This window comes from Paraburkholderia dioscoreae, from assembly GCF_902459535.1.
Taxonomy (GTDB): domain Bacteria; phylum Pseudomonadota; class Gammaproteobacteria; order Burkholderiales; family Burkholderiaceae; genus Paraburkholderia; species Paraburkholderia dioscoreae.
In genome coordinates this window covers 4,303,832-4,326,446 of record NZ_LR699553.1, presented here as the reverse complement: position 1 = coordinate 4,326,446, position 22,615 = coordinate 4,303,832, and the positions used below count along the sequence as shown (strand labels likewise).

Below are 22,615 nucleotides of genomic sequence, written 5' to 3'. Positions count from 1 at the left end.
TGAGCCGTTCCGGAGCTCGCCCGGCGCCACGCTTTAGTCAAATCAGCTGGCGGCGAGCGTAATTGCGGCTTACATCTGTATTGGCTGATTAATCTGCTGTATTCCCGGAAGACGCCGACGCAGCCGCCGACGATGCATCCGGCAGCGCTGCGCAAGGGCAATCGGTTGCGCGCCCATCCAGTCCCTGCCGGTCGTGTTTGAAGCTGGCGCGCGCGGTGCCGTTTTCCCAGTTGAGGCGAACAATATAGATACTGTCGAAATCGTCGCTCTTCCACTTCGGTATATCGGCCGCATTGCCGCCGTGCGCGCTCAGCATCTGGCGCAATAGTTTCACGATCAGCTTGTGTTCCCAAGCCACGACAATCAGCTTGTTGCGATTGGCCGGATTGACGAGTGCGCTGCCGAGCTGGTCGATCTGAGCGAAACCGTAGGGTGTTTGCACCGGCATCTGGAACTGGATGGCGGTAGGTTCGATGGTGGCAAGTGGCCGGATGTAGTAATACGGCTTGCCGCTGTCGTTTTTTTGCTGGCCGGGATCGGGTGCATAAATCGCGTCCGGTTTGCCGAACTTGGCGGCGATCACCGCCGGCAAAGCCAAGGCGCGGTTCAGCCCCTGGCAGTTGAGCTGGCCGTAGCCTTGGGCCGGCTTCTCGCCGTGCCGCACGAACACGAGCGTTTCAATCTCGCTGTCCGCCGCATGCGCGGTAGGGGGCGCCGACAGACCCGCGCACAGGCCACAGATGGTGAGTGCGACACCATGCGTAAATCCGCGGAAACGCTTCATAGGGGCACCTGTGCGAGCCTGGGAGGTCGCACGATTCTAGCAGCGGTGCTCCCGCGCGCCATTGGCACGATGTCGCGATGCCCATGCCCGTCCGCAGCAAAACAGAGCGGGCGCCGTAGCGCCCGATTTGAATGCCCGCGCTCTTGACTAGTCGAGCGCCAGCTTTTGCGAATTGCTGTCGCGGCTTTCGGCGAGGGCCGGATACAGCACGCCCGCGATCACTGCGCCGAGAATCGGTGCAAGCCAGAACAGCCACAACTGATCCACCGCCGCACCGCCGACGAACAGTGCCGGGCCCGTGGAACGCGCCGGGTTGACCGAGGTATTGGTCACCGGGATCGAGATCAGGTGAATCAGCGTGAGGCATAGGCCGATGGCGATCGGCGCAAAGCCAGCCGGCGCGCGTTTGTCGGTCGCTCCGAGAATGACGAAGAGGAAGAAACCGGTCATCACGACTTCGCAAATGAATGCCGCGGCGAGCGAGTAATGACCCGGCGAGCGTTCGCCGTAGCCGTTGCTCGCGAACCCGCTGGCAACCAGGTCGAAGCCCGGCTTGCCCGTCGCGATGAGCGACAGCACGAACGCACCGAGCACCGCGCCAATCACCTGCGCGACGATGTACGGCAGCAGATCGCGCGCCGGAAAGCGGCCGGCGACGGTCAGGCCGACGCTTACCGCGGGATTCAGATGGCAGCCGGAAATGTGGCCGATCGCATAGGCCATTGTCAGGACAGTCAGGCCGAAGGCGAGCGCCACACCCACGAACCCAATGCCCAGGCCGTGGACCGGCCCGGCGAAGTTGGCGGCGAGGACGGCGCTGCCGCAGCCCCCGAGCACGAGCCAGAAGGTGCCGAACAACTCGGCGGCGAGACGTTTTGACAACTGCATGATTGGTAATCCTAAAAAGATGACGCTTCCGCGAGCACGCACGGCTAAGTCGGATGCCATGCCTTCGGCGCACAATTCTAGGGAAAGGTCGCCGAATCCGCTGTCAAGAATTGTCAATGTGGCGTCGGGCTTACCTATTATTGCGAGATAAAGAGGCTGTTTAACAATTCACCCGTGTTAATAATTATCAGAGGATATCTTGCTAAATCGGTATTGTTGTCCATTGCGAATTTTTATAATTACAGTTAGTCTGCGAGCGAATGAGTTCTAAAAAAGGGGAGAACCGGAATGTCTCAATATGCAGACCTCAAGGCGCAGATCGCTAAATTGCAGGCACAAGCAGAAGAAGCGCGGCGTACTGAAATTGACAACGTGGTCGCTGACATCCGCCAAAAGATCGCTGAATACGGTCTGACCGCTCAAGATCTTGGCTTTGCCGTCGCCGCCAAGCGCGGGCGCCCGCCCAAGAAGGCGCCGCTGCCGGCGAAATACCAGGATCCCAAATCGGGAAATACATGGAGCGGGCGCGGCAAACCGCCCAAGTGGATCGTCGGCAAGAATCGCGAGCGCTTTCTGATTGGCGCGGCTTGAGGCGATTGCCGGTCGTCGCGAAAGCCAACTGAAGGTTATTGGCACTCGGTCTTTTATTTGCCGAGTGCTAATCTTTGATGGAAGCGCATCCATACCCGTATTAAAAAAGCCGCCCTCAAGCGGCGGCTTTTTTAGACAAGAAGCGGGATAAGCTGGATTTACCGCTCGCGCAAACGATTCACACGAAGAAATGACTGACTACGGGTGCGCAAGCCGGAAATGCCGTGCGCTGCGGATCCGGTTCTCAGGCGGCTGAGCGAAAAATCGCCACAGCCGCTCGAACGGAACGTTTAGCCCACCGCGACTTGGCGCAGCACCGGGCGGCGCGTGGCTTCGATCAGCGCCGAATAGCCGTCCACATAATTCTGCGCCATGGTCTTCGAGCTGAAGCGGCGTTCGAACTGGGCACGGATTTCGGTGCGCGACAGTTCGTCCAGGCGTTGCAGCGCGGCGACTGCGCCTTGCACATCCTCGACGATGTAACCCGTCACGCCGTGGTCGATCACTTCCGGCACTGAGCCGCGATTGAACGCGATCACCGGCGTACCGCAAGCCATCGATTCGATCATTACAAGGCCAAACGGCTCCGACCAGTCGATCGGGAATAGCAGCGCCTTGGCGCCCGAAAGAAATTCAGGCTTCTGCGCCTCATTGATCTCGCCGACGAATTCCACATGCGCCTGCGACAGCAACGGCTCGATTTCGCGTTTGAAGTATTCCTGGTCGACCTTGTCCACCTTGGCGGCGATCTTCAGCGGCAAACCGCTTTGTGCAGCGATCTTGATGGCTGTATCGACGCGCTTCTCCGGACAGATACGGCCGAGGAACGCCAGGTATTCGGGCTTCTTGTGCGTTTGCGGCGTCAATAGCTGCTCCGGCAAGCCGTGGTAAATCGTGTTGAGCCAGTTCGCTTGGGGCAGCGGCGCACGTTGCGAATCCGAAATCGAGACTACGGGAACATCGGAAAACGCATCGAACACCGGTTGCAGTTCCGGCAGGTCGAGACGGCCGTGCAGTGTCGTCACGAACGGCGTGTCCATCGTGCTGAAAAGCGGGAACGGCATGTAGTCGAGGTGGAAGTGCAGCACGTCGAACTCATGTGCGACCTTGCGCACCTTCTCCATCATCAGGACGTGCGGAGCCAGCGCGTCGCGGATCGTCGGATCGAGGCGCAGCGCACGAGGCCAGCAGGCGTCGAGGTTCGCCGAGGTAACCGAGTCGCCGCTCGCGAACAGCGTGACGTCATGGCCGAGTTCGACCAACGCCTCGGTCAGATACGATACGACGCGTTCGGTGCCACCGTAGAGTTTCGGTGGGACAGCTTCATACAACGGCGCAATTTGTGCGATTCGCATGCGTTTCTCCTGAACTGAACGGCATCGCATAGCGGCGCTCGAGTGGAGCGAGGAGCGATTGCCTGACGGACGGTTGGGCGCGGTAAGCCGCCGCCCGGGGGTGTTCCGAACCTGCATCGGGTAATCCCTTAGCTTCATTATCGGGATCGACCGCGCGAATTCGAGTTATTTTTCAAACGCTTAATGTTGTTACAGCGCGAAACATGCCGCGTTACAGGTCGTCTGGAAGCGATCCCGACAACCGGAAGCAAAAAACGGCCATTTTATTCGAACGCAGCGCATCCTATCAGCAAGCCGTGGGCCCGGACATCAGAGCGCATCGCCTACAGAGCCTGCGTTACGCAGGAGTGAAAACGTCTTATAATTCTTTCTCACCGCTGCACCGGTGCGGAATTTGAATCCTTCAGGCTCACTCTTCCAGTCCGCATTCCGCATCGCTGTCGGTAGCTATTCACCGCGCATAGACTTCCAGATTGCGCTTCAGCCCTTTCCGTTTGGCTCCGCTCGCGCCCTCACTTGTAGGAAAAATTCCTACACGAATGACGGATTAATCCGTCAACAAGGCTGGGTGTCTATCCGATTTTCGTCCGCGCCCCCTTTCGACACAATGCTCGCAAGACCAGAAACGAGCCGATTCGTGCGGTTTAAGCGCGCGCGTCCGAGCAAACGTTTCCACAACGGCCTGACCAGCCAGATACACCCCGGGGGAATCATGAGCGCGACAAGCGATATGCTCAATGAGATCAGAGAAGTTAACCTGTCTTATCTCCTGCTCGCGCAGCGGCTGCTACGCGAAGACAAGCCGATGGGCATGTTTCGCATGGGGATTTCGGACCAGTTAGCCGATGTGCTCGCCAATCTGTCGTTGGCGCAGACCGTCAAGCTGGCAGCGTCCAATCAGGTGTTGTGCCGTTTCCGTTTCGACGACCATGCCGTGCTGTCCGCTCTGGCGGACAAAGGCAAATCCGGCGCCGTGGCACAGGCGCATTCCGCGATCCTGATGGCAAGCCAGCCAGTCGAGCAACTCGGCTGATGGCACGTAGTAACCAAAGCCAGGCAATCAGGACGGGGGAAACGCGAACGGATGGCCTATAAAAGTGTTGTACTCGAAGTCAGGGAGATCACCCTGGCCATCGAACTGATCGAACTTGGCGCGCGTTTGCAATTGCTGGAGGCTGAAACCAGTCTGTCGCGCGACCGGCTCATCAAGCTGTACAAGGAACTGAAAGGGGTGTCGCCACCCAAGGGCATGTTGCCGTTTTCGACCGACTGGTTCATGACCTGGCAACCGAACTTTCACTCGTCGCTGTTCTATAACATCTACCGTTTCATGGCTGGCCATGGCGGTTGCCTGACGATCCAGTCGATCGTGAAGAGCTACCGGCTCTATCTGGAACACGTCCAGTTGCACGACGACGAGCCCGTGCTCAGTCTCACGCGCGCCTGGACGCTGGTGCGTTTTTTTCGACTCCGGGATGCTGCAAATGACCGCCTGCTGCCGCTGCGGAGGACATTTTGTCGCGCATGCTCACGATCCCCAGCATGCGTTCGTCTGCGGACTGTGCCAGCCGCCCTCGCGCGCCGGTAAGACAAAGAAATTCGCCGACGCCCGCGCCCGCGAGAGCCTCGCCGCCCTGGAATCCTGACCCACAAGGCGGCCGCCGGCGCGCTCAGCCATCCATCTCCCCTGCGGGCGGGCTTTCCAGCCCGCCCGCACGATGCCCGGCCGCGCCGGGGCCGGCTGCTTCGGCCTCTGGTTTACACCGGCGCGACGCGCCATATTTCCGCCAAAGTTTTCTGCTTTGTTGCCGTAAACCTGATTAACGACGGTCACCGTCGCTTCTTTGTGAGGGCTCGGCAGTGCTGATTTTCGTGGGAACACTCGTGACGCTTTTGTCCGTTTTCGGCGGTTATGCGCTGGAAGGCGGCCATCTCGGCGCGCTCCTGCAGCCCGTTGAAGTGCTGATGATCGTGGGCGCCGGCATCGGCGCGTTCATTCTCGGTAACGGAATGAAGACGATCAAGGCGACGCTGCGCGTCATTCCGACCCTGTTCAAGGGCGCGAAGTACAACAAGGACGTGTATATGGAGCTGATGGCGCTCCTCTACGTCCTGCTGGCCAAGGCGCGCAAGGAAGGCACGCTGACGCTGGAAGCGGACATCGACGATCCGTCGAAGAGTCCGATCTTCACCCAGTACCCGAAGATTCTTGCCGACAAGCACATCATCGAGTTCCTGACCGACTACCTGCGTCTGATGGTGGGCGGCAACATGAACGCGTTCGAGATCGAAAGCCTGATGGACGAGGAGATCGAGACGCATCACCAGGAAGGCGAGGCGCCCGCGCATGCGCTGAACAAGGTCGGCGACGCAATGCCGGCGTTCGGTATCGTGGCTGCGGTGATGGGCGTGGTGCACACCATGGCCTCCGCCGACAAGCCGCCCGCCGTGCTCGGCGAGATGATCGCCCAGGCGCTGGTCGGTACTTTCCTCGGGATTCTGCTTTCGTACGGGTTGATCGGGCCGCTCGCGAGCGTCGCCGAACAGCGCGTGACCGAGTCGACCAAGATGTTCCAGTGCATCAAGGTGACGATTCTGGCCAGCCTGAACGGTTACGCGCCGGCGATTGCCGTCGAGTTCGGCCGCAAGGTGCTCTTCTCGACCGAACGCCCGTCGTTCGCCGAGCTGGAAGAGCACGTGCGCCGCGTCAAGGCTAAGTAAAGGGCGCCGGGAACCGAACCGATGAGCAAGGATAAAGACCGCGCCATTGTCGTCAAACGCGCCGCGCCGAAGAAAGCCGGCCACCACGGCGGCGCGTGGAAGCTCGCCTATGCGGACTTCATGACCGCGATGATGGCGTTCTTCCTGCTGATGTGGCTGCTGAGTTCGGCGTCCACGGTGCAACTGAAGGGCATTGCCGATTACTTCAACCAGCCGCTGAAGGTCACGCTGTGGGGCGGTGACCGCAGCGCCGAGGACTCGAGCATTCTGAAGGGCGGCGGCCGCGATATCTCGACCGACGCGCAGGGCGTTACGCGCTCCACCGACGGTTCGAACAACCGCTCGGAGCGCAGCGTCTCGCACAACAACGAAGACTCGATGAAGCAGTTGCAGGGCGAACTGGAGCGCCGCGAGCAGGTCCGCCTGCACGATCTGCAGGTCAAGCTGATGGCCGCGATCGAGGCGAATCCGGTGCTGCGCCAGTTCAAGCAGCAGATCCGCATCGATTCGACGCTCACGGGCTTGCGGATCGAAATCGTCGACTCGCAGAAGCGGCCCATGTTCGCGACCGCGAAAGACCAGGTGGAACCGTACATGCGCGACATCCTGCGCGAAATCGGCCACACGCTGAACGACGTGCCGAACCGCATCATCGTGCAGGGCCACACCGACGCCGCGCAGTATGCGGGCGGCGAAAAAGGCTACAGCAACTGGGAACTGTCCGCGGACCGCGCCAATGCGTCGCGCCGCGAACTGATCGCCGGCGGCATGGATGAAGCGAAGGTGATGCGCGTGCTCGGCCTCGCATCGACGCAGAACCTGAACAAGGCGGACCCGATGGATCCGGAGAACCGCCGCATCAGCATCATCGTGCTCAACAAGAAGTCGGAGGAGGCGCTCGACCACGACGACTCTACCACGACTACCTTGTCGGACGACGCAGCCGGCTCCAAGCCGTTGCTGCAAAAGCTTGCGCAGCCGGCAACGGTTGCACCGAAGTTGCCGGCGGCAGCGCCGGCGGCCCAGTAACAGACAGCGACCGCCTTGCCCGTTCACGCGCCCTGCCGGCGCGCGCGGCAGGGCGATCCATAGCGCACGTGCAGCGAGGTTTTTCATGATCAGGCACATCCTGGCAATCGACGATTCGGCATCGATGCGGCAGATTCTCGCCGCCACGTTGACGACGGCCGGCTATGAGGTGACGCTCGCGGCGGACGGCAACGAAGGGCTCGAAAACGCGCTCGCCATGTCGTTCGACCTCGTGCTGACCGACCAGTACATGCCGGGCAAGACCGGGCTCGATCTGATCGCCGCGCTGCGCAACAACCCGGCTTACCAGGCCACGCCCATCCTCGTCCTCACGACGGAATCGGGTGAGCCGTTCAAGGAGGCGGCGCGGGCTGCGGGCGCGACCGGCTGGATCGAAAAGCCGCTCGACCCCGACATGCTGACCGAACTGGTGGCGGCGTTAGCCGAGCCGGACCACGCGTAAGCACCACCCTTAGACCAAGTTGTAGAAGCTCTCGACGCGGCGGCTCGGCAGCCCACGCCAAGACAGGAACTCTCGCGGTGACCCAGGCATGACACTCGACATCACTCAGTTCTATCAGACGTTTTTCGACGAAGCGGACGAACTGCTCGCGCAGATGGAGCAGTTGCTGCTCAATCTGGATATCGCGCACCCGGACCCCGAAGACCTCGCGGCCATTTTCCGCGCGGCGCATTCGATCAAGGGCGGCGCGGCGACGTTCGGCTTTACCGCGCTGACGGAAACGACCCACATTCTCGAATCACTGCTCGATCGCGCGCGCAATAACGAACTCGTGCTGCGCAAGGACATGATCGACACGTTCCTCGAAACCAAGGACGTGTTGTCCGGCCAGCTCGCCGACTACCGCGCGAGCGCCGAGCCGGATGCGGCCACCGCGAAGGCGATCTGCGCGAAGCTCGAGCGGCTGCATGCGGAAAACGGCGACGCTGCCGCACCGGTTGCCGCAAGCGCGGCACCGGCGGCAACCCAGCCGGGCCAAGGCGGTACGCCGCCGGAGCACGTCGTCGAACAGGCGGTGCAGGCAGCGGGTGAATGGACTGACGGCGAACCGGCACAGACCGGGCAAGCCGCGGGAGCCGGCGGCGTCGGAGGCAACGACGACAACGCCGGTCCCCATCTGAAAATTACGCTACGGGGCGTTGGTGAGAAGGACCAGGAACTGCTGACCGAAGAGCTCGGCAACCTGGGCAACATCGTCGGGCAGGTCAAGAGCGGCGGCGATCTGACGCTGTGGCTCGCGACCGATGTGACCTCCGACGACATCATCGCCGTGTGCTGCTTCGTGATCGACGAAAGTCAGATCGCGATCGGCCGCGGCACCGCACCGGCGGATGAGACGCAGCAAGGCGAACCTGGAACGCCCGACGCTGCTTCGTCCCCGACGCGGGCAGTACCGGCCAGTCAGGCGGGACCCGCAGCATCGTCGGCACCGGCGGCCGGCACCGCTGCGCCCACTTCAACGGCCGCGCACGATTCGTTCGACACGCCTGCCGCGGCTCAACCGGCGGCGCCGGCCGCTGCCGCAGCAAGTGCACCGGCCCAGGCTGGCGCAGCCGCACCCGCCGAGCATGACCGTAAGGCACGTCCGGCCGCGGCGGCCGGCGGCGCGGAAGGCAGCTCGATTCGCGTCGGCGTCGAAAAGGTCGATCAGCTGATCAACCTGGTCGGCGAACTGGTGATTACGCAAGCCATGCTTGCGGAAACCACCAGCACGTTCGATCCTGCGTTGCACGACCGGTTGTTCAACGGCATGGCGCAGCTCGAGCGCAACGCGCGCGATCTGCAGGAAGCGGTAATGTCGATCCGCATGATGCCGATGGATTACGTGTTCAGCCGCTTCCCGCGTCTGGTGCGCGATCTGGCGGCGAAACTCGGCAAGGAAGTGGAACTCGTCACCTTCGGTCAGGCGACCGAACTCGACAAGAGTCTCATTGAACGGATCATCGATCCGTTGACTCACCTCGTGCGCAACAGTCTCGACCACGGCATCGAAACCGTGGAAGCGCGGCGCGCGGCGGGCAAGGATTCGACCGGGCAGCTGGTGCTGTCGGCGGCGCATCACGGCGGCAACATCGTCATTGAAGTGAGCGACGACGGCGCGGGCCTGCGCCGCGACAAGATTCTCGCGAAGGCGGCCAAGCAGGGCATGCAGGTCAGCGAAACCATGACCGACGAAGAAGTCTGGAACCTGATTTTCCTGCCGGGCTTCTCGACGGCGGAACAGGTCACGGACGTGTCGGGCCGCGGCGTCGGCATGGACGTGGTGAAGCGGAACATCCAGTCGATGGGTGGTCACGTGGAAATCACCTCGCACGCCGGCAAGGGCAGCACCACGCGCATCGTGCTGCCGCTTACGCTGGCGATTCTGGACGGCATGTCGGTCAAGGTCGGCAACGAGATCTTCATTCTGCCGCTTAACTTCGTGATGGAGTCGCTGCAGCCGCAAGCCGAGGACATCTACACGGTGGCCAACGGCGAGCGCGTGGTGCGGGTGCGCGGTGAATATCTGCCGCTCGTGGCGTTGCACGAAGTGTTCAATGTCGAAGACGCGAAGCAGGAACCCACTCAGGGCATCGTCACCATCATGCAAACCGAGGGGCGCCGCTTTGCGATGCTGATCGACGAGCTGGTGGGCCAGCAGCAGGTGGTCGTGAAGAATCTGGAAACGAATTACCGCAAGGTGCACGGCATTTCCGCCGCGACCATTCTCGGCGACGGCAGCGTGGCGCTGATCGTCGACGTGGCGGCGCTGAACCGCGAAACGCGCAACGCGCATGGCGCGATGAGCCTCGCATGATGTCCGTCACACTCGCCGTAACACTTATTCAACCTGTTTCATCCCAACCGTTTGGGGGCTAACGTGGCAGAAGTCCAATCCATCAATTCGAGCGTCGCGAACGCGAGCGGTACGAATGGCCGCCGCGACGTGCAGCAGGCCGACGCCGGCGGTCAGGAATTCCTGGTCTTTACACTCGGCGCCGAAGAGTACGGCATCGACATTCTCAAGGTGCAGGAAATCCGCGGCTACGACAACGTGACGCGGATCGCCAATGCGCCCGAGTTCATCAAGGGCGTGATCAATCTGCGCGGCATCATCGTGCCGATCGTCGACATGCGCATCAAGTTCCACCTGGGCCGTGTCGAGTACGATCACCAGACAGTGGTGATCATCCTGAACGTCGCGCATCGCGTGGTCGGGATGGTGGTGGACGGCGTGTCCGACGTGCTGACGCTCGCCACCGACCAGATCATGCCGGCGCCCGAATTCGGCGCCACGCTGACGACCGAGTACCTCACGGGGCTGGGCACCGTCGACGGCCGCATGCTGATCCTGATGGACATCGAGAAGCTCATGACCAGCCGCGAAATGGCGCTGATCGAAACGCTCGGCGTCTAACGGCGGCAGCCTTTACGAACGATTGGGACAGGGAGCATCGAAATGCTGAGCAGGTGGTCGATTCGCACGTCGTTGACGATGGTGGGGATCATTCTGGTCGCGCTGACCGTGGTGGTCGGCGTGCTCGGACTGACCGCGCTGAATGGCGCGAGCCAGTCGCTCGAGCGCATCGCAAGGGGCGATCTGGTCGCCATTCATGCACTCGACGATGCCTCGTCGTACCTGCTGCGTTCCCGCCTCGCGGTGGACCGTTTCAACACGCTGTCCGCCACGGGCAACGCGGACGAAGCGAAGAAAGCGATCGACCGCGCGCAGGAACTGCTGACAAAGGGCAACCAGAGCTGGCAGATCTATCTCGACGCACCGAAGCCCGGTGTCGACAAGGCGGCCCTCGACGACGTGCTTGCCAAACGTACGAGCATGATGCGCGAAGGCGTCGACCCGGAGTTCGCGGCGCTCAACGCGAACGACATGGCCGCCTACCACGCGGTCGCCGATACGAAAATCAGCCCGATGTTCATCGCCTATGACGGCGCGGCTTCGACGGTCATCAAGGAATTGCAGCAAGGCGCCGTGGACCAGCAGGCGAGCGCGCAATCGAACATCTCGCTGATGACGACGCTGATCATCGCCGTCACGGCGCTCGCGCTGCTGCTGGTGGTGGGTATCCGCTTCGCGCTGCGCGGCCTGATCGTGCAGCCGCTCGCCGACGCGACGGCGTGCTTCGAACGCATTGCCGCAGGCGATCTGTCCGAGACGATCCAGGTATTCAGCCGCAATGAAATCGGGCGTCTTTTCGCCGGTATCAAGCGCATGCAGGAAAACATGTCGACGATGGTGAAGGCGGTTCTCAGCAGCACCGAATCGATCGACACCGGCGCGCGTGAAATCGCGATGGGCAACACGGATCTCTCGCAGCGCACCGAGCAGCAGGCCGCCTCGCTGCAGGAAACCGCGTCGAGCATGGAGCAGTTGACCGGCACCGTGCGGCAGAACGCCGAGAACGCGCGTCAGGCGAGCCAGCTGGCCGTCAACGCATCCGACATCGCCACGCGCGGCGGCGACGTGGTGAGCCAGGTCGTCACGACCATGCAGGACATCGCGACCAGTTCGAACAAGGTCGTCGATATCATCGGCGTGATCGAAGGCATTGCCTTCCAGACCAATATTCTCGCGTTGAACGCGGCGGTGGAAGCGGCTCGCGCCGGCGAACAGGGCCGCGGCTTCGCGGTGGTGGCCGGCGAAGTGCGCAGCCTCGCGCAGCGCAGCGCCAGTGCCGCGAAGGAAATCAAGGAACTGATCGGCGACTCGGTCGACAAGGTGCAAAGCGGCTCGGCGCTGGTCGGCCGTGCGGGCACCACGATGGACGAGATCGTGCAGGCCGTGCGCCGCGTGACCGACATCATGGGCGAAATCAGCGCGGCGTCCGAAGAGCAGTCGGGCGGCATCGAGCAGGTGAATCGCGCGGTCGTGCAGATGGACGAAGTCACGCAGCAGAACGCGGCGCTCGTCGAACAGGCGGCGGCTGCGGCGGCATCGCTCGAAGATCAGACGCGGCAATTGCAGGCGGTGGTGAACGGCTGGAAAGTGGCCGGCGGCCCGGTGCGCAGCAGCGCGGCGGTGCGTCCGCAAGCGGCGCAGCCTCGCGCGAGCAGCAGCAAGAGCAAGCCCGTTGCCAAAGCCGTGCCGCAGGCCTCCACGAATGGCGCGGCGCAACCGGCCGCAGGCACGGCGGTAATCAGCACAGCGCAAGCGTCGGGCAATCACGATGCAGGCGCCGCACGCGCCGAACCGGCTCTCAAGCCGAGGACGGCCCGCGCGGCATCCGAATCCGCAGCACGTCCAGCCGCGGCAAGCGCGGCCGCGGCGGGCCCGGACACGGACTGGGAAACATTCTAGGAAGTGGCACAAAGACATGCAGTCATTCGGCATCTCGCTCCATGAGGGGCGAATCTTCGAAGCACGCTTTATCGGCGTGTCGCGGGCCGACTGCATGCCGGCAGAACTCGCGGGCGGGCGCGACCCCGCGAACACAATCCCTTCTTCCCGGGAATATCGCCTGGGCGGAAAGCGGGATGGCTCGTATCGCAGGCAGGAATCTTCATGATGGCAACGCGCGCACAGCACCGACCCGAACGGGCGGAAATGGTTAGAACCGGCGAACAGGGACGGGATTTCGAATTCACGTCGGCGGATTTCGCCCGCATTCGCGAACTGATTCACCGCAGCGCGGGCATTTCGCTGTCGGATCACAAGCGCGATATGGCGTACAGCCGTCTGGCGCGCCGTCTGCGTGCCCGCGGCCTCGACACGTTCAAGCAGTATCTCGATCTGCTGGAAGCGGAAAACGATCCGGCCGAGTGGGAAGCGTTCACCAATGCGCTGACCACCAATCTGACGGCGTTCTTCCGCGAAGCGCATCATTTTCCGATTCTTGCCGAATTCGTGCCGCGCCGCGCGCAGCCGGTTTCGGTATGGTGCTCGGCGGCTTCGACCGGTGAAGAGCCGTACTCGATCGCGATGACGCTGATCGAAGCGCTCGGCGAGAGCGGCGCGCGTCAGGCCACGGTGCTCGCCACCGACATCGACACCCAGGTGCTGGCCAAGGCCGAAGCCGGCATGTACCAGTTCGACCAGGTGAAGCACCTTTCGCCCGAGCGGCTCAAACGCTTCTTCCTGAAGGGCACGGGCGCGCATGCCGGCATGGTCAAGGTGCGCCCGGAAGTGCGCGCGCTGGTGCGCTTTCAGCAACTGAACCTCACCGACCGCGATTACCAGTTGCGCTCGCAATTCGACGCGATCTTCTGCCGCAACGTGATGATCTATTTCGACAAGCCGACACAGGCGCAAGTGCTCGCGCGCTTCGAGCCGTTGATGAAGTCGGGCGGCCTGCTGTTCGCCGGCCACTCGGAAAACTTCACCTACGTCACGCAGGCGTTCAGGCTGCGCGGCCAGACCGTCTACGAACTGTCGCGTGACGCGGCCGGCGTGCGCACGCCGGCGCGCGCGGCGGCAACTGCGGCGCGCAACACGACGAATGGGGTGACGGTATGAGCAGCGCCCTGCCGATCGCCACCAATCTGTATTACGACAACCACTTCCAGCGCCCCGGCGTGAAGCTGCTGCCGAACGAGTTCTACACCACCAGTGAGGACATGGTGCTGGTCACCGTGCTCGGTTCCTGCGTGGCGGCCTGCATTCAGGATCGCACGGCCGGTATCGGTGGCATGAACCACTTCATGTTGCCCGACGACGGCGCCGACGTCGCTCAAGCCGCGTCGGATTCGATGCGCTACGGTGCGTACGCGATGGAAGTGCTGATTAACGAGCTCATCAAGGCCGGTGGCCGGCGCGAGCGCTTCGAAGCCAAGGTGTTCGGCGGCGGCGCGGTGCTCGCCGGCATGACGACGATGAACATCGGCGACCGCAATTCGGAATTCGTGCGCCGCTATCTGGCGCTCGAGAAGATCCGCATCGTCGCCGAGGATTTGCAAGGTTCGCACCCGCGCAAGGTGGCCTTCATGCCGCGCACCGGCCAGGTGATGGTGAAGAAGTTGCGCCTGCAGCAGGAAGCGGGCGTGGCCGAGCGCGAACAGGCGCTGATGCGGCAAAGCGCGCAGGCGCGTGCCGAGCGGCTCGCCGCGGCGCGCAAACGGGTGGAATTGTTCTCGACGCCGGCCGCGTCGAAACCCAGGGTCGAACTGTTTTCGACGCCCACCGCCGCCCGCCCGAAGGTCGAGCTGTTCGGTGCCGGCCCGCGCCCGATTAATTCAAACAACGCCAGAACTACAGAGGAGGCGTGAGCGCTGTGCAAAAGATCAAGGTACTGTGCGTCGACGATTCGGCGCTGATCCGCAGCCTGATGACGGAAATCATCAATGGCCAGCCGGACATGACGGTGGTGGCGACCGCACCCGACCCGCTAGTCGCGCGCGAACTCATCAAACAGCACAATCCGGACGTGCTGACGCTCGACGTCGAAATGCCGCGCATGGATGGCCTCGACTTCCTCGAGAAGCTGATGCGCCTGCGGCCGATGCCGGTGGTGATGGTGTCGTCGCTGACCGAGCGCGGCAACGAAATCACGCTGCGCGCGCTGGAACTCGGCGCGGTCGACTTCGTCACGAAGCCGAAAGTCGGCATTCGCGACGGCATGCTCGACTACTCGGAAAAGCTTGCCGACAAGATTCGCGCGGCGGCCCGTGCGCGCGTGCGCCAGGCCGCGCCGGTGCAGCACACGGCCGCCCATGCCGCGCATGCGCCGGTCAGCGCCGCGCCGCTCTTCAATAATCCGCTGCTCAGTACCGAGAAGCTGATTATCGTCGGTGCGTCGACGGGCGGCACGGAAGCGATCCGCGAAGTGCTGGTGCCGCTGCCGCCGGATGCGCCAGCGGTGCTGATCGCGCAGCATATGCCGCCGGGTTTCACAAAATCTTTTGCACAACGCCTCAATGGTTTGTGCCGGATTACCGTTAAAGAGGCAGAGCACGGCGAACGCGTGCTGCCGGGGCATGCGTATATCGCGCCCGGCCACGCTCACCTGTTGCTTGCCCGCAGCGGCGCGAACTATATTGCTCACCTTTCGGACGAACCGCCGGTGAACCGGCATCGTCCGTCAGTGGATGTGCTGTTCCGTTCGGCCGCGCAGCATGCGGGCAAGAACGCGGTCGGGGTGATCCTGACCGGGATGGGGCGCGACGGCGCCGCCGGACTGCTGGACATGAAGAAAGCAGGGGCATACACCCTTGCGCAGGACGAAGCGAGCTGTATCGTGTTCGGCATGCCGCGCGAAGCGATTGCGCTCGGCGCGGCCGACGAGATCGCCTCGTTGCCGGAAATGAGCCGGCGCGTGATGGCGCGTTTGTCGTCGATGGGCGATCGCGTGCAGCGGGTATGATGCGCGCCAGTAGGATTTGAGGCGCCGGTTTGAGGCGGTCAGGCGCCGCACCGTGGATAAAGCAAAGGGAATGAAATGGATAAGGGAATGAAGATTCTGGTTGTTGACGACTTTCCGACGATGCGCCGGATCGTTCGCAACCTCCTCAAAGAGCTCGGCTACTCGAATGTCGACGAGGCGGAAGACGGTCAGGCCGGTCTCGCGCGTTTGCGCGGGGGCACGTACGACTTCGTGATTTCCGACTGGAACATGCCGAACCTCGACGGTCTGGCCATGCTCAAGGAAATCCGCGCCGACGCCAACCTGACGCATTTGCCGGTGCTGATGGTGACAGCCGAGTCGAAGAAGGAAAACATCATCGCGGCGGCCCAGGCCGGCGCGAGCGGTTATGTCGTCAAGCCGTTCACGGCCGCGACGCTCGACGAGAAGCTCAACAAGATTCTCGAGAAGATGGCCAAAGCCGGGAGCTGATGTGAATCTGCCGACCAACGCGCAAGGCGCCGAAGCGGTCCACGAGAGCGGCGACTTCGCGTCCGACCGTATCCTCGCCCGCATTGGACAACTGACGCGCACGCTGCGCGACTCGATGCGCGAGCTCGGGCTCGACAAGCATGTCGAGCGTGCGGCGGAAGCCGTGCCCGATGCTCGCGACCGTCTGAAATATATCGCGGATATGACCGAGCAGGCCGCCGAGCGCGTGCTGTCCGCGATCGACGTCGCCAAACCGCTCCAGGAGCAGTTGAAGGACGACGCGGGCAAACTCGACGCGCGTTGGGAGCAGTGGTATGCGGCGCCGATCGAGCGCGAGGAAGTGCGCGCGTTGATGAACGACACGCGAACCTTCCTGCGCGGCGTGCCGGAGGCGGCAAGCGCGACCAATGCGCAGCTCATGGAGATCATGCTCGCACAGGATTTCCAGGATCTGACGGGCCAGGTCATCAAGAAGATCACGGACGTCGTGTACCTGATCGAGCAGCAGCTGCTCGGCGTGCTGGTCGAGAACATCGCGCTCGAACGGCGCGAGCAGTTCGCGGCGAACGCGGCGGCGCTGGCGGCCGAAGTCTCGCCGACCGGCAGCCCCGAACATCTGCTGAACGGTCCGCAGATCAATCCGGAAGGCAAGGCGGATGTGGTGCAGGACCAGTCGCAAGTCGACGATCTGCTGGCAAGCCTCGGTTTCTGACCTGCCGGCGGCGCAGCAGCGTAACGGCAGGCACGTCGCGGGCCGGCGGCCCGCGTGCCAGCCGTAAGCCGTACGCATAGCAAGCTGCGCCCCCGCGCGTGCTTGCTGTCTACCGACACAAACCACAGGCATACTACGAGCTCAAGCAGCAGCGCGGCGCTCCGGAGGACGCAGCCTCCGGCCGGTGGCACGATGGGGAACGTTTCCAGAGTGTGACCGCAGCGGTGCCGTATGATCTGCATAAATGCAGCCGGTTCGCACGTTTGCGAGCCGAGCGGCAGCTCGGGAGGAGCTTCGTCATGTGGAGTCTTGTACGCCGCGCCGGCATCGTTACGGCGCTTGCCTTGCCCTGTTCGTTAATCATCGTGCAGTCCGCTCGTGCGGGACTGGGCGGCGCCCCCATGACGCCGCCTTCTGACGCGTCCGTTTCTTCCCGCACCGTCCAGCCCGGTAGCGGCGCCGTCAACGCGGCCCAGGGCGTGATGCGTTCCGCGTCCAGCGCGGCTTCCTCAGCTTCGGCTTCCTCCTCTTATACGGTGCGTGAGACGGCGCTCGGCAACGGCACCATGGTCCGCGAATATCTCGCCGCGGACGGTTCCGTCTTCGGCATTGCATGGCGCGGCCCGCAAATGCCGGATCTGAACGATCTGCTCGGCAGCTATTTTCCGCAGTATGTGGCCGGCGTGAAGGCCGCACGCGCGGCGCGCGGCGGCGGCCGTGGCCCCGTCGCGGTCGACCAGAGCAGCCTCGTGGTGCGCTCCGGCGGCCATATGGGCGCGTTCAGCGGCCAGGCGTGGTTGCCGCCCGCGCTGCCCGCCGGCGTCAGCGGTTCCGACATCCAGTAATAGCGAGGACGAAACATGCGAACCAAGCATATTGCTGTGAAGTTCAAGGGTTGGATGCAGGCCGTCGCGGCGGTGGCGCTGGTGTCGGCACTCGTCGCGTGCGGCGGTGGCGGCGGCAGTTCCAACGATTCGTCGACCACGCTGAACGGCGGCTCGCTGCCGGCCAGCCCGACCCAGCAGCCGATCGCCGCGACCGCGGCGAACACCGTGCCGATCACGGTCGGTCCGGGCACGAGCGGGGTCGTCAACATTCCGACGGTCAGCGTGACCGTCTGCGCGCCCGGATCGAACTCGAATTGCCAGACTATCGACAATATCCAGGTCGATACCGGCTCGTTCGGGTTGCGCGTGGTCAACTCGGCTTTGAACCCCTCGCTGCTCAATACGTTGCCTGTCAGTACCGTCAGCGGCAGCGGCGCGCAACTCGCCGAATGCGCGACTTTCGCGGACGGCTTCACCTGGGGCACGGTGCGCACCGCGACCATCGCGATAGGCAGTGAAAGAACGACGGCGGCGATTCCGCTGCAGATCATCGGCGACAAGGACGCCAGCACGGTGCCCACACGCGGTTGCGGCAGCGGCTCGGCCGAGAACACGGTTGGCGATCTCGGCGCCAACGGCATTCTCGGCATCGGCACGTCGCCCACGGATTGCGGCGGCGTTTGCGCGAGCGCGGCAACCGCCATGAATTACAGCAACTACTTCGCGTGTCCGGGCGGCGTCTCCTGTACCCGCACGCCGGTGCCGCTGGCCCAACAGGTGGCCAATCCGGTCGTCTATTTCCCGGCCGACAACAACGGTGTGATCGTGCAGATGCCGCCGGTGCCGACCACCGGCGCGTCTTCCGCCACCGGCACACTGGTGTTCGGCATCGGTACGCAGTCGAACAATGCGCTCACCGGCGTCCAGATCTTCACCACCGACACCTTCGGCGATCTGAACAGCAGCGTGTTCAACGGCACGACGGTGCAGGCGTTCCTCGATTCGGGCTCGAACGGCTACTTCTTTACCGATAGTTCCATCGCGCTGTGCGGCAGCAACTTCGCGGGCTTTTACTGCCCGTCGTCAGCGCAAACCCGGTCGGTGACGCTGGTCGGATTGAACAATAACCAGGCAACCGCCAGCATCGGCATCCTGAGTGCGGCGACGTTGTTCGGCAACGGCGGCAACTATGCATTCAATGATCTCGCCGGACAGATCGGCGGCAGCAGCAGCTTCGATCTCGGTCTGCCGTTCTTCTACGGCCGGCACGTCTACTACGGCTTCGATCAGACCTTGAACGGCGGTCAGGCGCCTTACGTGGCCTTCTGATCGAGGCGCGGCACTGAACTGACCCGGCGGTTTTCCCGCGCTTTCATCCCTCGAAATACCCCCCTTTCTCCGTCCTTATCCGCCGATCGGTGCTTGCGTCGAGCGGGAATAATCGCTCTCACTGGAAAGAGGCGTCGTGCCTCAGCCGACTGGAGAGCGTTTGTGGCAGAGGATAGCGACCTCGAAAAAACCGAATCAGCCACGCCCCGGCGCCTGCAGAAGGCGCGCGAGGAAGGGCAGATCGTGCGTTCGCGGGAGCTGTCCACGTTTGCCCTGCTGGCGGCAGGGTTCTTCGGCGTGTGGGGGATGTCGGGCAGCATTGGTGAACATTTGCAGGGCATGTTGCGCGCGGCCTTCACGTTCGATCATGCCGGTGCCTTCGAAACCCGCCGCATGCTGATCGGCGCGGGCGTGGCGAGCCGCGAAGGGCTTTACGCGCTACTGCCGATCCTCGCCTTTACCGGCGCGGCCGCCCTGTTCGCGCCGATGGCGCTGGGCGGCTGGCAGTTGTCGTCAAAAGGCCTCGAACCGAAGTTCGACCGCCTCAATCCGATCGCCGGCCTCGGCAAGATGTTTTCGATCAACGGACCGATCCAGCTCGGCTTGTCGCTCGTCAAGACGCTGGTGGTGGGCGTGATCGGCGGTACGGCGATCTGGAACCGCCGTGAAGAGATTCTCGCGCTGGCGACCCAGCCGTTGCAGCTCGCGCTCGCCAACACCGTGCATCTGATCGCCGTGTGCTGCGGCATGACGGTGGCGGGCATGTTCGTCGTCGCCGCGCTGGATGTGCCGTATCAACTGTGGCAGTTCCACAAGAAACTGCGCATGTCGAAGGAAGAAGTGAAGCGCGAACACCGCGAAAGCGAAGGCGATCCGCATGTCAAAGGCCGGATTCGCCAGCAGCAGCGTGCGATTGCCCGCCGCCGCATGATGACCAACGTGCCCAAGGCCGACGTGGTGGTGACCAACCCGACGCACTTTGCGGTGGCGCTGCAATACACCGACGGCGAGATGCGCGCGCCGAAAGTCGTCGCCAAGGGCGTGAACCTGGTGGCCGCGCGGATTCGCGAAATCGCCGCCGAAAACAACGTGCCGTTGCTGGAAGCGCCGCCGCTCGCGCGGGCGCTGTATCACAACGTCGAACTGAACCGCGAGATTCCGGGCCCGCTGTATGGCGCGGTCGCCGAGGTGCTCGCGTGGGTGTATCAGTTGCGACGCTTCAGAACCGAAGGCGGCGCCGTGCCGATGGCGCCGACCGAGCTCGACGTGCCCGCCGAACTCGACAAGGGCGGCGTATCGGACGACCAAGCCGATCAGGAAGCCGCCGACACGCTCAATCCCGCCATGAACCCCGATAACGACGCTTCAGGAGCCTCCGCATGAACGCTCGCGCCGGTTTCCTCGCTCGACGGCCGGATGCCTTGAGCGGCACCAATTTGCGCGCCCTCGCCGGGCCGGTGCTGATCTGCATGATCCTCGGCATGATGATTCTGCCGTTGCCGCCGTTCCTGCTGGATCTGCTGTTCACCTTCAACATCGCGCTGTCCGTGATGGTGCTGCTCGTCAGCATGTACACGATGAAGCCGCTCGACTTCGCCGCGTTCCCGAGCGTGCTGCTGTTCTCGACCTTGCTGCGCCTCTCGCTGAACGTGGCGTCCACGCGGGTCGTGCTGCTCGAAGGCCACACCGGACCGGACGCGGCCGGCCAGGTGATCGAGTCGTTCGGCCACTTCCTCGTGGGCGGCAACTTCGCCGTCGGTATCGTCGTCTTCATCATCCTGATGGTGATCAACTTCATGGTGATCACCAAGGGCGCGGGGCGCATCGCGGAAGTGTCCGCGCGCTTCACGCTCGACGCGATGCCCGGCAAGCAGATGGCGATCGACGCCGACCTGAACGCCGGCCTCATCAACGAGGAACAGGCCCGCAAGCGCCGCTCCGAAGTTTCGCAGGAGGCCGAGTTCTACGGGTCGATGGACGGCGCGAGCAAGTTTGTGCGCGGCGACGCGATCGCCGGTCTGCTGATCATGGTGATCAACATCGTGGGTGGCCTGATCGTCGGGATGGTCCAGCACGGCATGGACTTCGCGTCCGCGGGCAAGAACTACACGCTGTTGACCATTGGTGACGGCCTCGTTGCGCAGATTCCTTCGCTGGTGATTTCGACGGCGGCCGGCGTGATCGTCTCGCGGGTCGCGACCAACGAAGACATCGGCACGCAGCTTACCGGCCAGTTGTTCACGAATCCGCGCGTGCTGGTGATCACCGGCTGCATTCTCGTGCTGATGGGCCTGATTCCGGGCATGCCGCATTTCGCGTTTCTGCTTCTCGGCGGCGGTCTGATCCAGCTGGGCCGCACCATGAAAAAGCGTGCCGAGGATCGCAAGAACACCACGGCGCTCGTCGACGTCGCGCCGGCCGCGATGGCGCCGGTCGAAAACACCGAAGCCAGCTGGGACGACGTGACGATGATCGACACGCTCGGCCTGGAAGTCGGCTACCGGCTGATTCCGCTCGTCGACAAGAACTCGGACGGCGAACTGCTCAAGCGGATCAAGAGCATCCGCAAGAAGTTCGCGCAGGAAATCGGCTTTCTGCCACCGGTCATTCATATCCGCGACAACCTGGAACTGCGGCCGAACGGCTATCGCATCGCGCTAAAGGGCGTGGAGGTGGGCGTTGGCGAAGCGTATCCGGGGCAATGGCTGGCGATCAATCCGGGCCAGGTTTCCGCCGCGCTGCCCGGCACGCCGACACAGGATCCCGCCTTCGGCCTGCCGGCCATCTGGATCGACACGAATCTGCGCGAACAGGCCCAGGTTTATGGCTACACCGTGGTCGATTCGAGCACGGTGGTGGCCACGCACCTGAATCACCTCGTGGTCACGCATGCGTCGGAACTGCTCGGCCGCCGGGAAGTGCAGGCACTGCTCGAACGGATGCAGAAGGACACGCCGTCGCTGGTCGACGATCTGGTGCCGAAGTCGTTGCCGCTCACCACGCTGCAAAAGGTGCTGCAAAACCTGCTGGAAGAAGGCGTGCCGATTCGCGACATGCGCACGATTCTCGAAGCGCTCTCCGAACACACGCCGAAGCTCACCGACGCGCACGACCTCACCGCCGCCGTGCGCCTCGCGCTGGGTCGCGCGATCACGCAGCAGTGGTTCCCGGGCACCGGCGACATGCAGGTGATGGGCCTCGATTCGAATCTCGAACGGGTGCTCTCACAGGCGCTCTCGACCGGTTCCAATCCGGGTCTCGAACCAGGTCTCGCGCATACCTTGCTGAACGAAACCCAGAAGGCGATGACGCGTCAGCAGAATCTCGGGCTCGCGCCCGTGCTGCTGGTGCAGCACGCTTTGCGGCCGATGCTTGCGCGCTTCCTGCGCCGCAGCCTGCCGCAGTTGAAGGTGCTGTCGTATGCGGAAGTGCCCGACACGCGCAATATCAAGGTGGTGAATTTGATCGGTGCGCACGGTTAGCGCACCTGGTTCATGGCGGCCGACTTCACTTCCGGCCCATGTCTGTCGCCGGCGCTCATCGAGCGCCGGTTTTCATTTCGGCACCTGATTTTTCATACCGCAAGCGGATG

The 22,615-nt window shown here is 63.2% G+C and carries 20 protein-coding genes and 1 pseudogene; 18 read left to right on the top strand and 3 right to left on the bottom strand.

Annotated elements, in window-relative coordinates; genetic code table 11:
• Nucleotides 1-88: 88 nt before the first annotated feature.
• A complete protein-coding gene (locus tag PDMSB3_RS19630) occupies nt 89-784 on the bottom strand; it encodes a hypothetical protein (protein WP_007179983.1) in 696 nt (231 codons plus the stop codon).
• A 147-nt stretch (nt 785-931) separates the two neighbouring features.
• Nucleotides 932-1,672: an aquaporin Z gene (gene aqpZ / locus PDMSB3_RS19625; protein ID WP_007179982.1), complete on the bottom strand. Its 741-nt coding sequence runs from the start codon at nt 1,670-1,672 to the stop codon at nt 932-934.
• A 288-nt stretch (nt 1,673-1,960) separates the two neighbouring features.
• Here aqpZ and PDMSB3_RS19620 point away from each other — a divergent pair, with 288 nt between their 5' ends.
• Entirely contained in the window at nt 1,961-2,263 is a 303-nt protein-coding gene (locus PDMSB3_RS19620) for an H-NS histone family protein (RefSeq protein WP_007179981.1), read from the top strand.
• 290 nt (nt 2,264-2,553) lie between these two features.
• On the opposite strand, the gene PDMSB3_RS19615 is transcribed toward PDMSB3_RS19620, so the two are convergent.
• Nucleotides 2,554-3,618: a glycosyltransferase family 4 protein gene (locus PDMSB3_RS19615; RefSeq protein WP_165187210.1), complete on the bottom strand. Its 1,065-nt coding sequence runs from the start codon at nt 3,616-3,618 to the stop codon at nt 2,554-2,556.
• A gap of 712 nt (nt 3,619-4,330) precedes the next feature.
• On the opposite strand from PDMSB3_RS19615, the gene flhD reads away from it, so the two are divergent.
• From flhD to flhA, 17 genes and pseudogenes are all read left to right on the top strand, one after another.
• Nucleotides 4,331-4,651 (top strand): flagellar transcriptional regulator FlhD, encoded by a 321-nt coding sequence (gene flhD / locus PDMSB3_RS19610; RefSeq protein ID WP_007179979.1) that lies wholly within the window; start codon nt 4,331-4,333, stop codon nt 4,649-4,651.
• A 51-nt stretch (nt 4,652-4,702) separates the two neighbouring features.
• Nucleotides 4,703-5,264 (top strand): annotated as a pseudogene (gene flhC / locus PDMSB3_RS19605) (flagellar transcriptional regulator FlhC).
• A gap of 214 nt (nt 5,265-5,478) precedes the next feature.
• Nucleotides 5,479-6,339 (top strand): flagellar motor stator protein MotA, encoded by an 861-nt coding sequence (gene motA / locus PDMSB3_RS19600; RefSeq protein ID WP_007179977.1) that lies wholly within the window; start codon nt 5,479-5,481, stop codon nt 6,337-6,339.
• 21 nt (nt 6,340-6,360) lie between these two features.
• Nucleotides 6,361-7,368: a flagellar motor protein MotB gene (gene motB / locus PDMSB3_RS19595; RefSeq protein ID WP_007179976.1), complete on the top strand. Its 1,008-nt coding sequence runs from the start codon at nt 6,361-6,363 to the stop codon at nt 7,366-7,368.
• A gap of 85 nt (nt 7,369-7,453) precedes the next feature.
• Nucleotides 7,454-7,831 (top strand): response regulator, encoded by a 378-nt coding sequence (locus PDMSB3_RS19590; protein ID WP_007179975.1) that lies wholly within the window; start codon nt 7,454-7,456, stop codon nt 7,829-7,831.
• An 88-nt stretch (nt 7,832-7,919) separates the two neighbouring features.
• Nucleotides 7,920-10,187 (top strand): chemotaxis protein CheA, encoded by a 2,268-nt coding sequence (gene cheA, locus PDMSB3_RS19585; protein WP_007179974.1) that lies wholly within the window; start codon nt 7,920-7,922, stop codon nt 10,185-10,187.
• A gap of 63 nt (nt 10,188-10,250) precedes the next feature.
• A complete protein-coding gene (locus PDMSB3_RS19580; RefSeq protein WP_007179973.1) occupies nt 10,251-10,787 on the top strand; it encodes a chemotaxis protein CheW in 537 nt (178 codons plus the stop codon).
• A gap of 42 nt (nt 10,788-10,829) precedes the next feature.
• Nucleotides 10,830-12,686 (top strand): methyl-accepting chemotaxis protein, encoded by a 1,857-nt coding sequence (locus PDMSB3_RS19575; protein ID WP_007179972.1) that lies wholly within the window; start codon nt 10,830-10,832, stop codon nt 12,684-12,686.
• Nucleotides 12,687-12,890: 204 nt separating this feature from the next.
• Nucleotides 12,891-13,841, top strand: coding sequence for a CheR family methyltransferase (locus PDMSB3_RS19570; RefSeq protein ID WP_165187208.1), 951 nt, complete (start codon nt 12,891-12,893; stop codon nt 13,839-13,841).
• Nucleotides 13,838-14,590, top strand: coding sequence for a chemoreceptor glutamine deamidase CheD (cheD, locus tag PDMSB3_RS19565; RefSeq protein WP_007179970.1), 753 nt, complete (start codon nt 13,838-13,840; stop codon nt 14,588-14,590). Before PDMSB3_RS19570 ends, cheD begins: the two co-directional genes overlap by 4 nt.
• 5 nt (nt 14,591-14,595) lie before the next feature.
• Nucleotides 14,596-15,684, top strand: a complete 1,089-nt coding sequence (locus tag PDMSB3_RS19560) for a protein-glutamate methylesterase/protein-glutamine glutaminase (RefSeq protein WP_007179969.1) — start codon at nt 14,596-14,598, stop codon at nt 15,682-15,684.
• Between the two features lie 75 nt (nt 15,685-15,759).
• On the top strand, nt 15,760-16,155 hold the full coding sequence (cheY, locus tag PDMSB3_RS19555; RefSeq protein WP_007179968.1) for a chemotaxis response regulator CheY: 396 nt from the start codon (nt 15,760-15,762) through the stop codon (nt 16,153-16,155).
• Nucleotide 16,156: 1 nt separating this feature from the next.
• Nucleotides 16,157-16,867 carry a protein phosphatase CheZ gene (cheZ, locus tag PDMSB3_RS19550; RefSeq protein ID WP_007179967.1) on the top strand — a complete coding sequence of 237 codons (711 nt, stop codon included), beginning with the start codon at nt 16,157-16,159 and terminating at the stop codon, nt 16,865-16,867.
• 299 nt (nt 16,868-17,166) lie between these two features.
• Nucleotides 17,167-17,712, top strand: a complete 546-nt coding sequence (locus PDMSB3_RS19545; RefSeq protein WP_007179966.1) for a DUF2844 domain-containing protein — start codon at nt 17,167-17,169, stop codon at nt 17,710-17,712.
• Between the two features lie 15 nt (nt 17,713-17,727).
• Nucleotides 17,728-19,023, top strand: coding sequence for a DUF3443 domain-containing protein (locus PDMSB3_RS19540; protein ID WP_007179965.1), 1,296 nt, complete (start codon nt 17,728-17,730; stop codon nt 19,021-19,023).
• A 162-nt stretch (nt 19,024-19,185) separates the two neighbouring features.
• A complete protein-coding gene (gene flhB, locus PDMSB3_RS19535) occupies nt 19,186-20,406 on the top strand; it encodes a flagellar biosynthesis protein FlhB (protein WP_007179964.1) in 1,221 nt (406 codons plus the stop codon).
• The gene (flhA, locus tag PDMSB3_RS19530; protein ID WP_007179963.1) at nt 20,403-22,505 is read left to right on the top strand and encodes a flagellar biosynthesis protein FlhA; all 2,103 of its coding nucleotides are present in this window, start codon (nt 20,403-20,405) and stop codon (nt 22,503-22,505) included. Before flhB ends, flhA begins: the two co-directional genes overlap by 4 nt.
• The last annotated feature ends 110 nt before the right edge of the window (nt 22,506-22,615 follow it).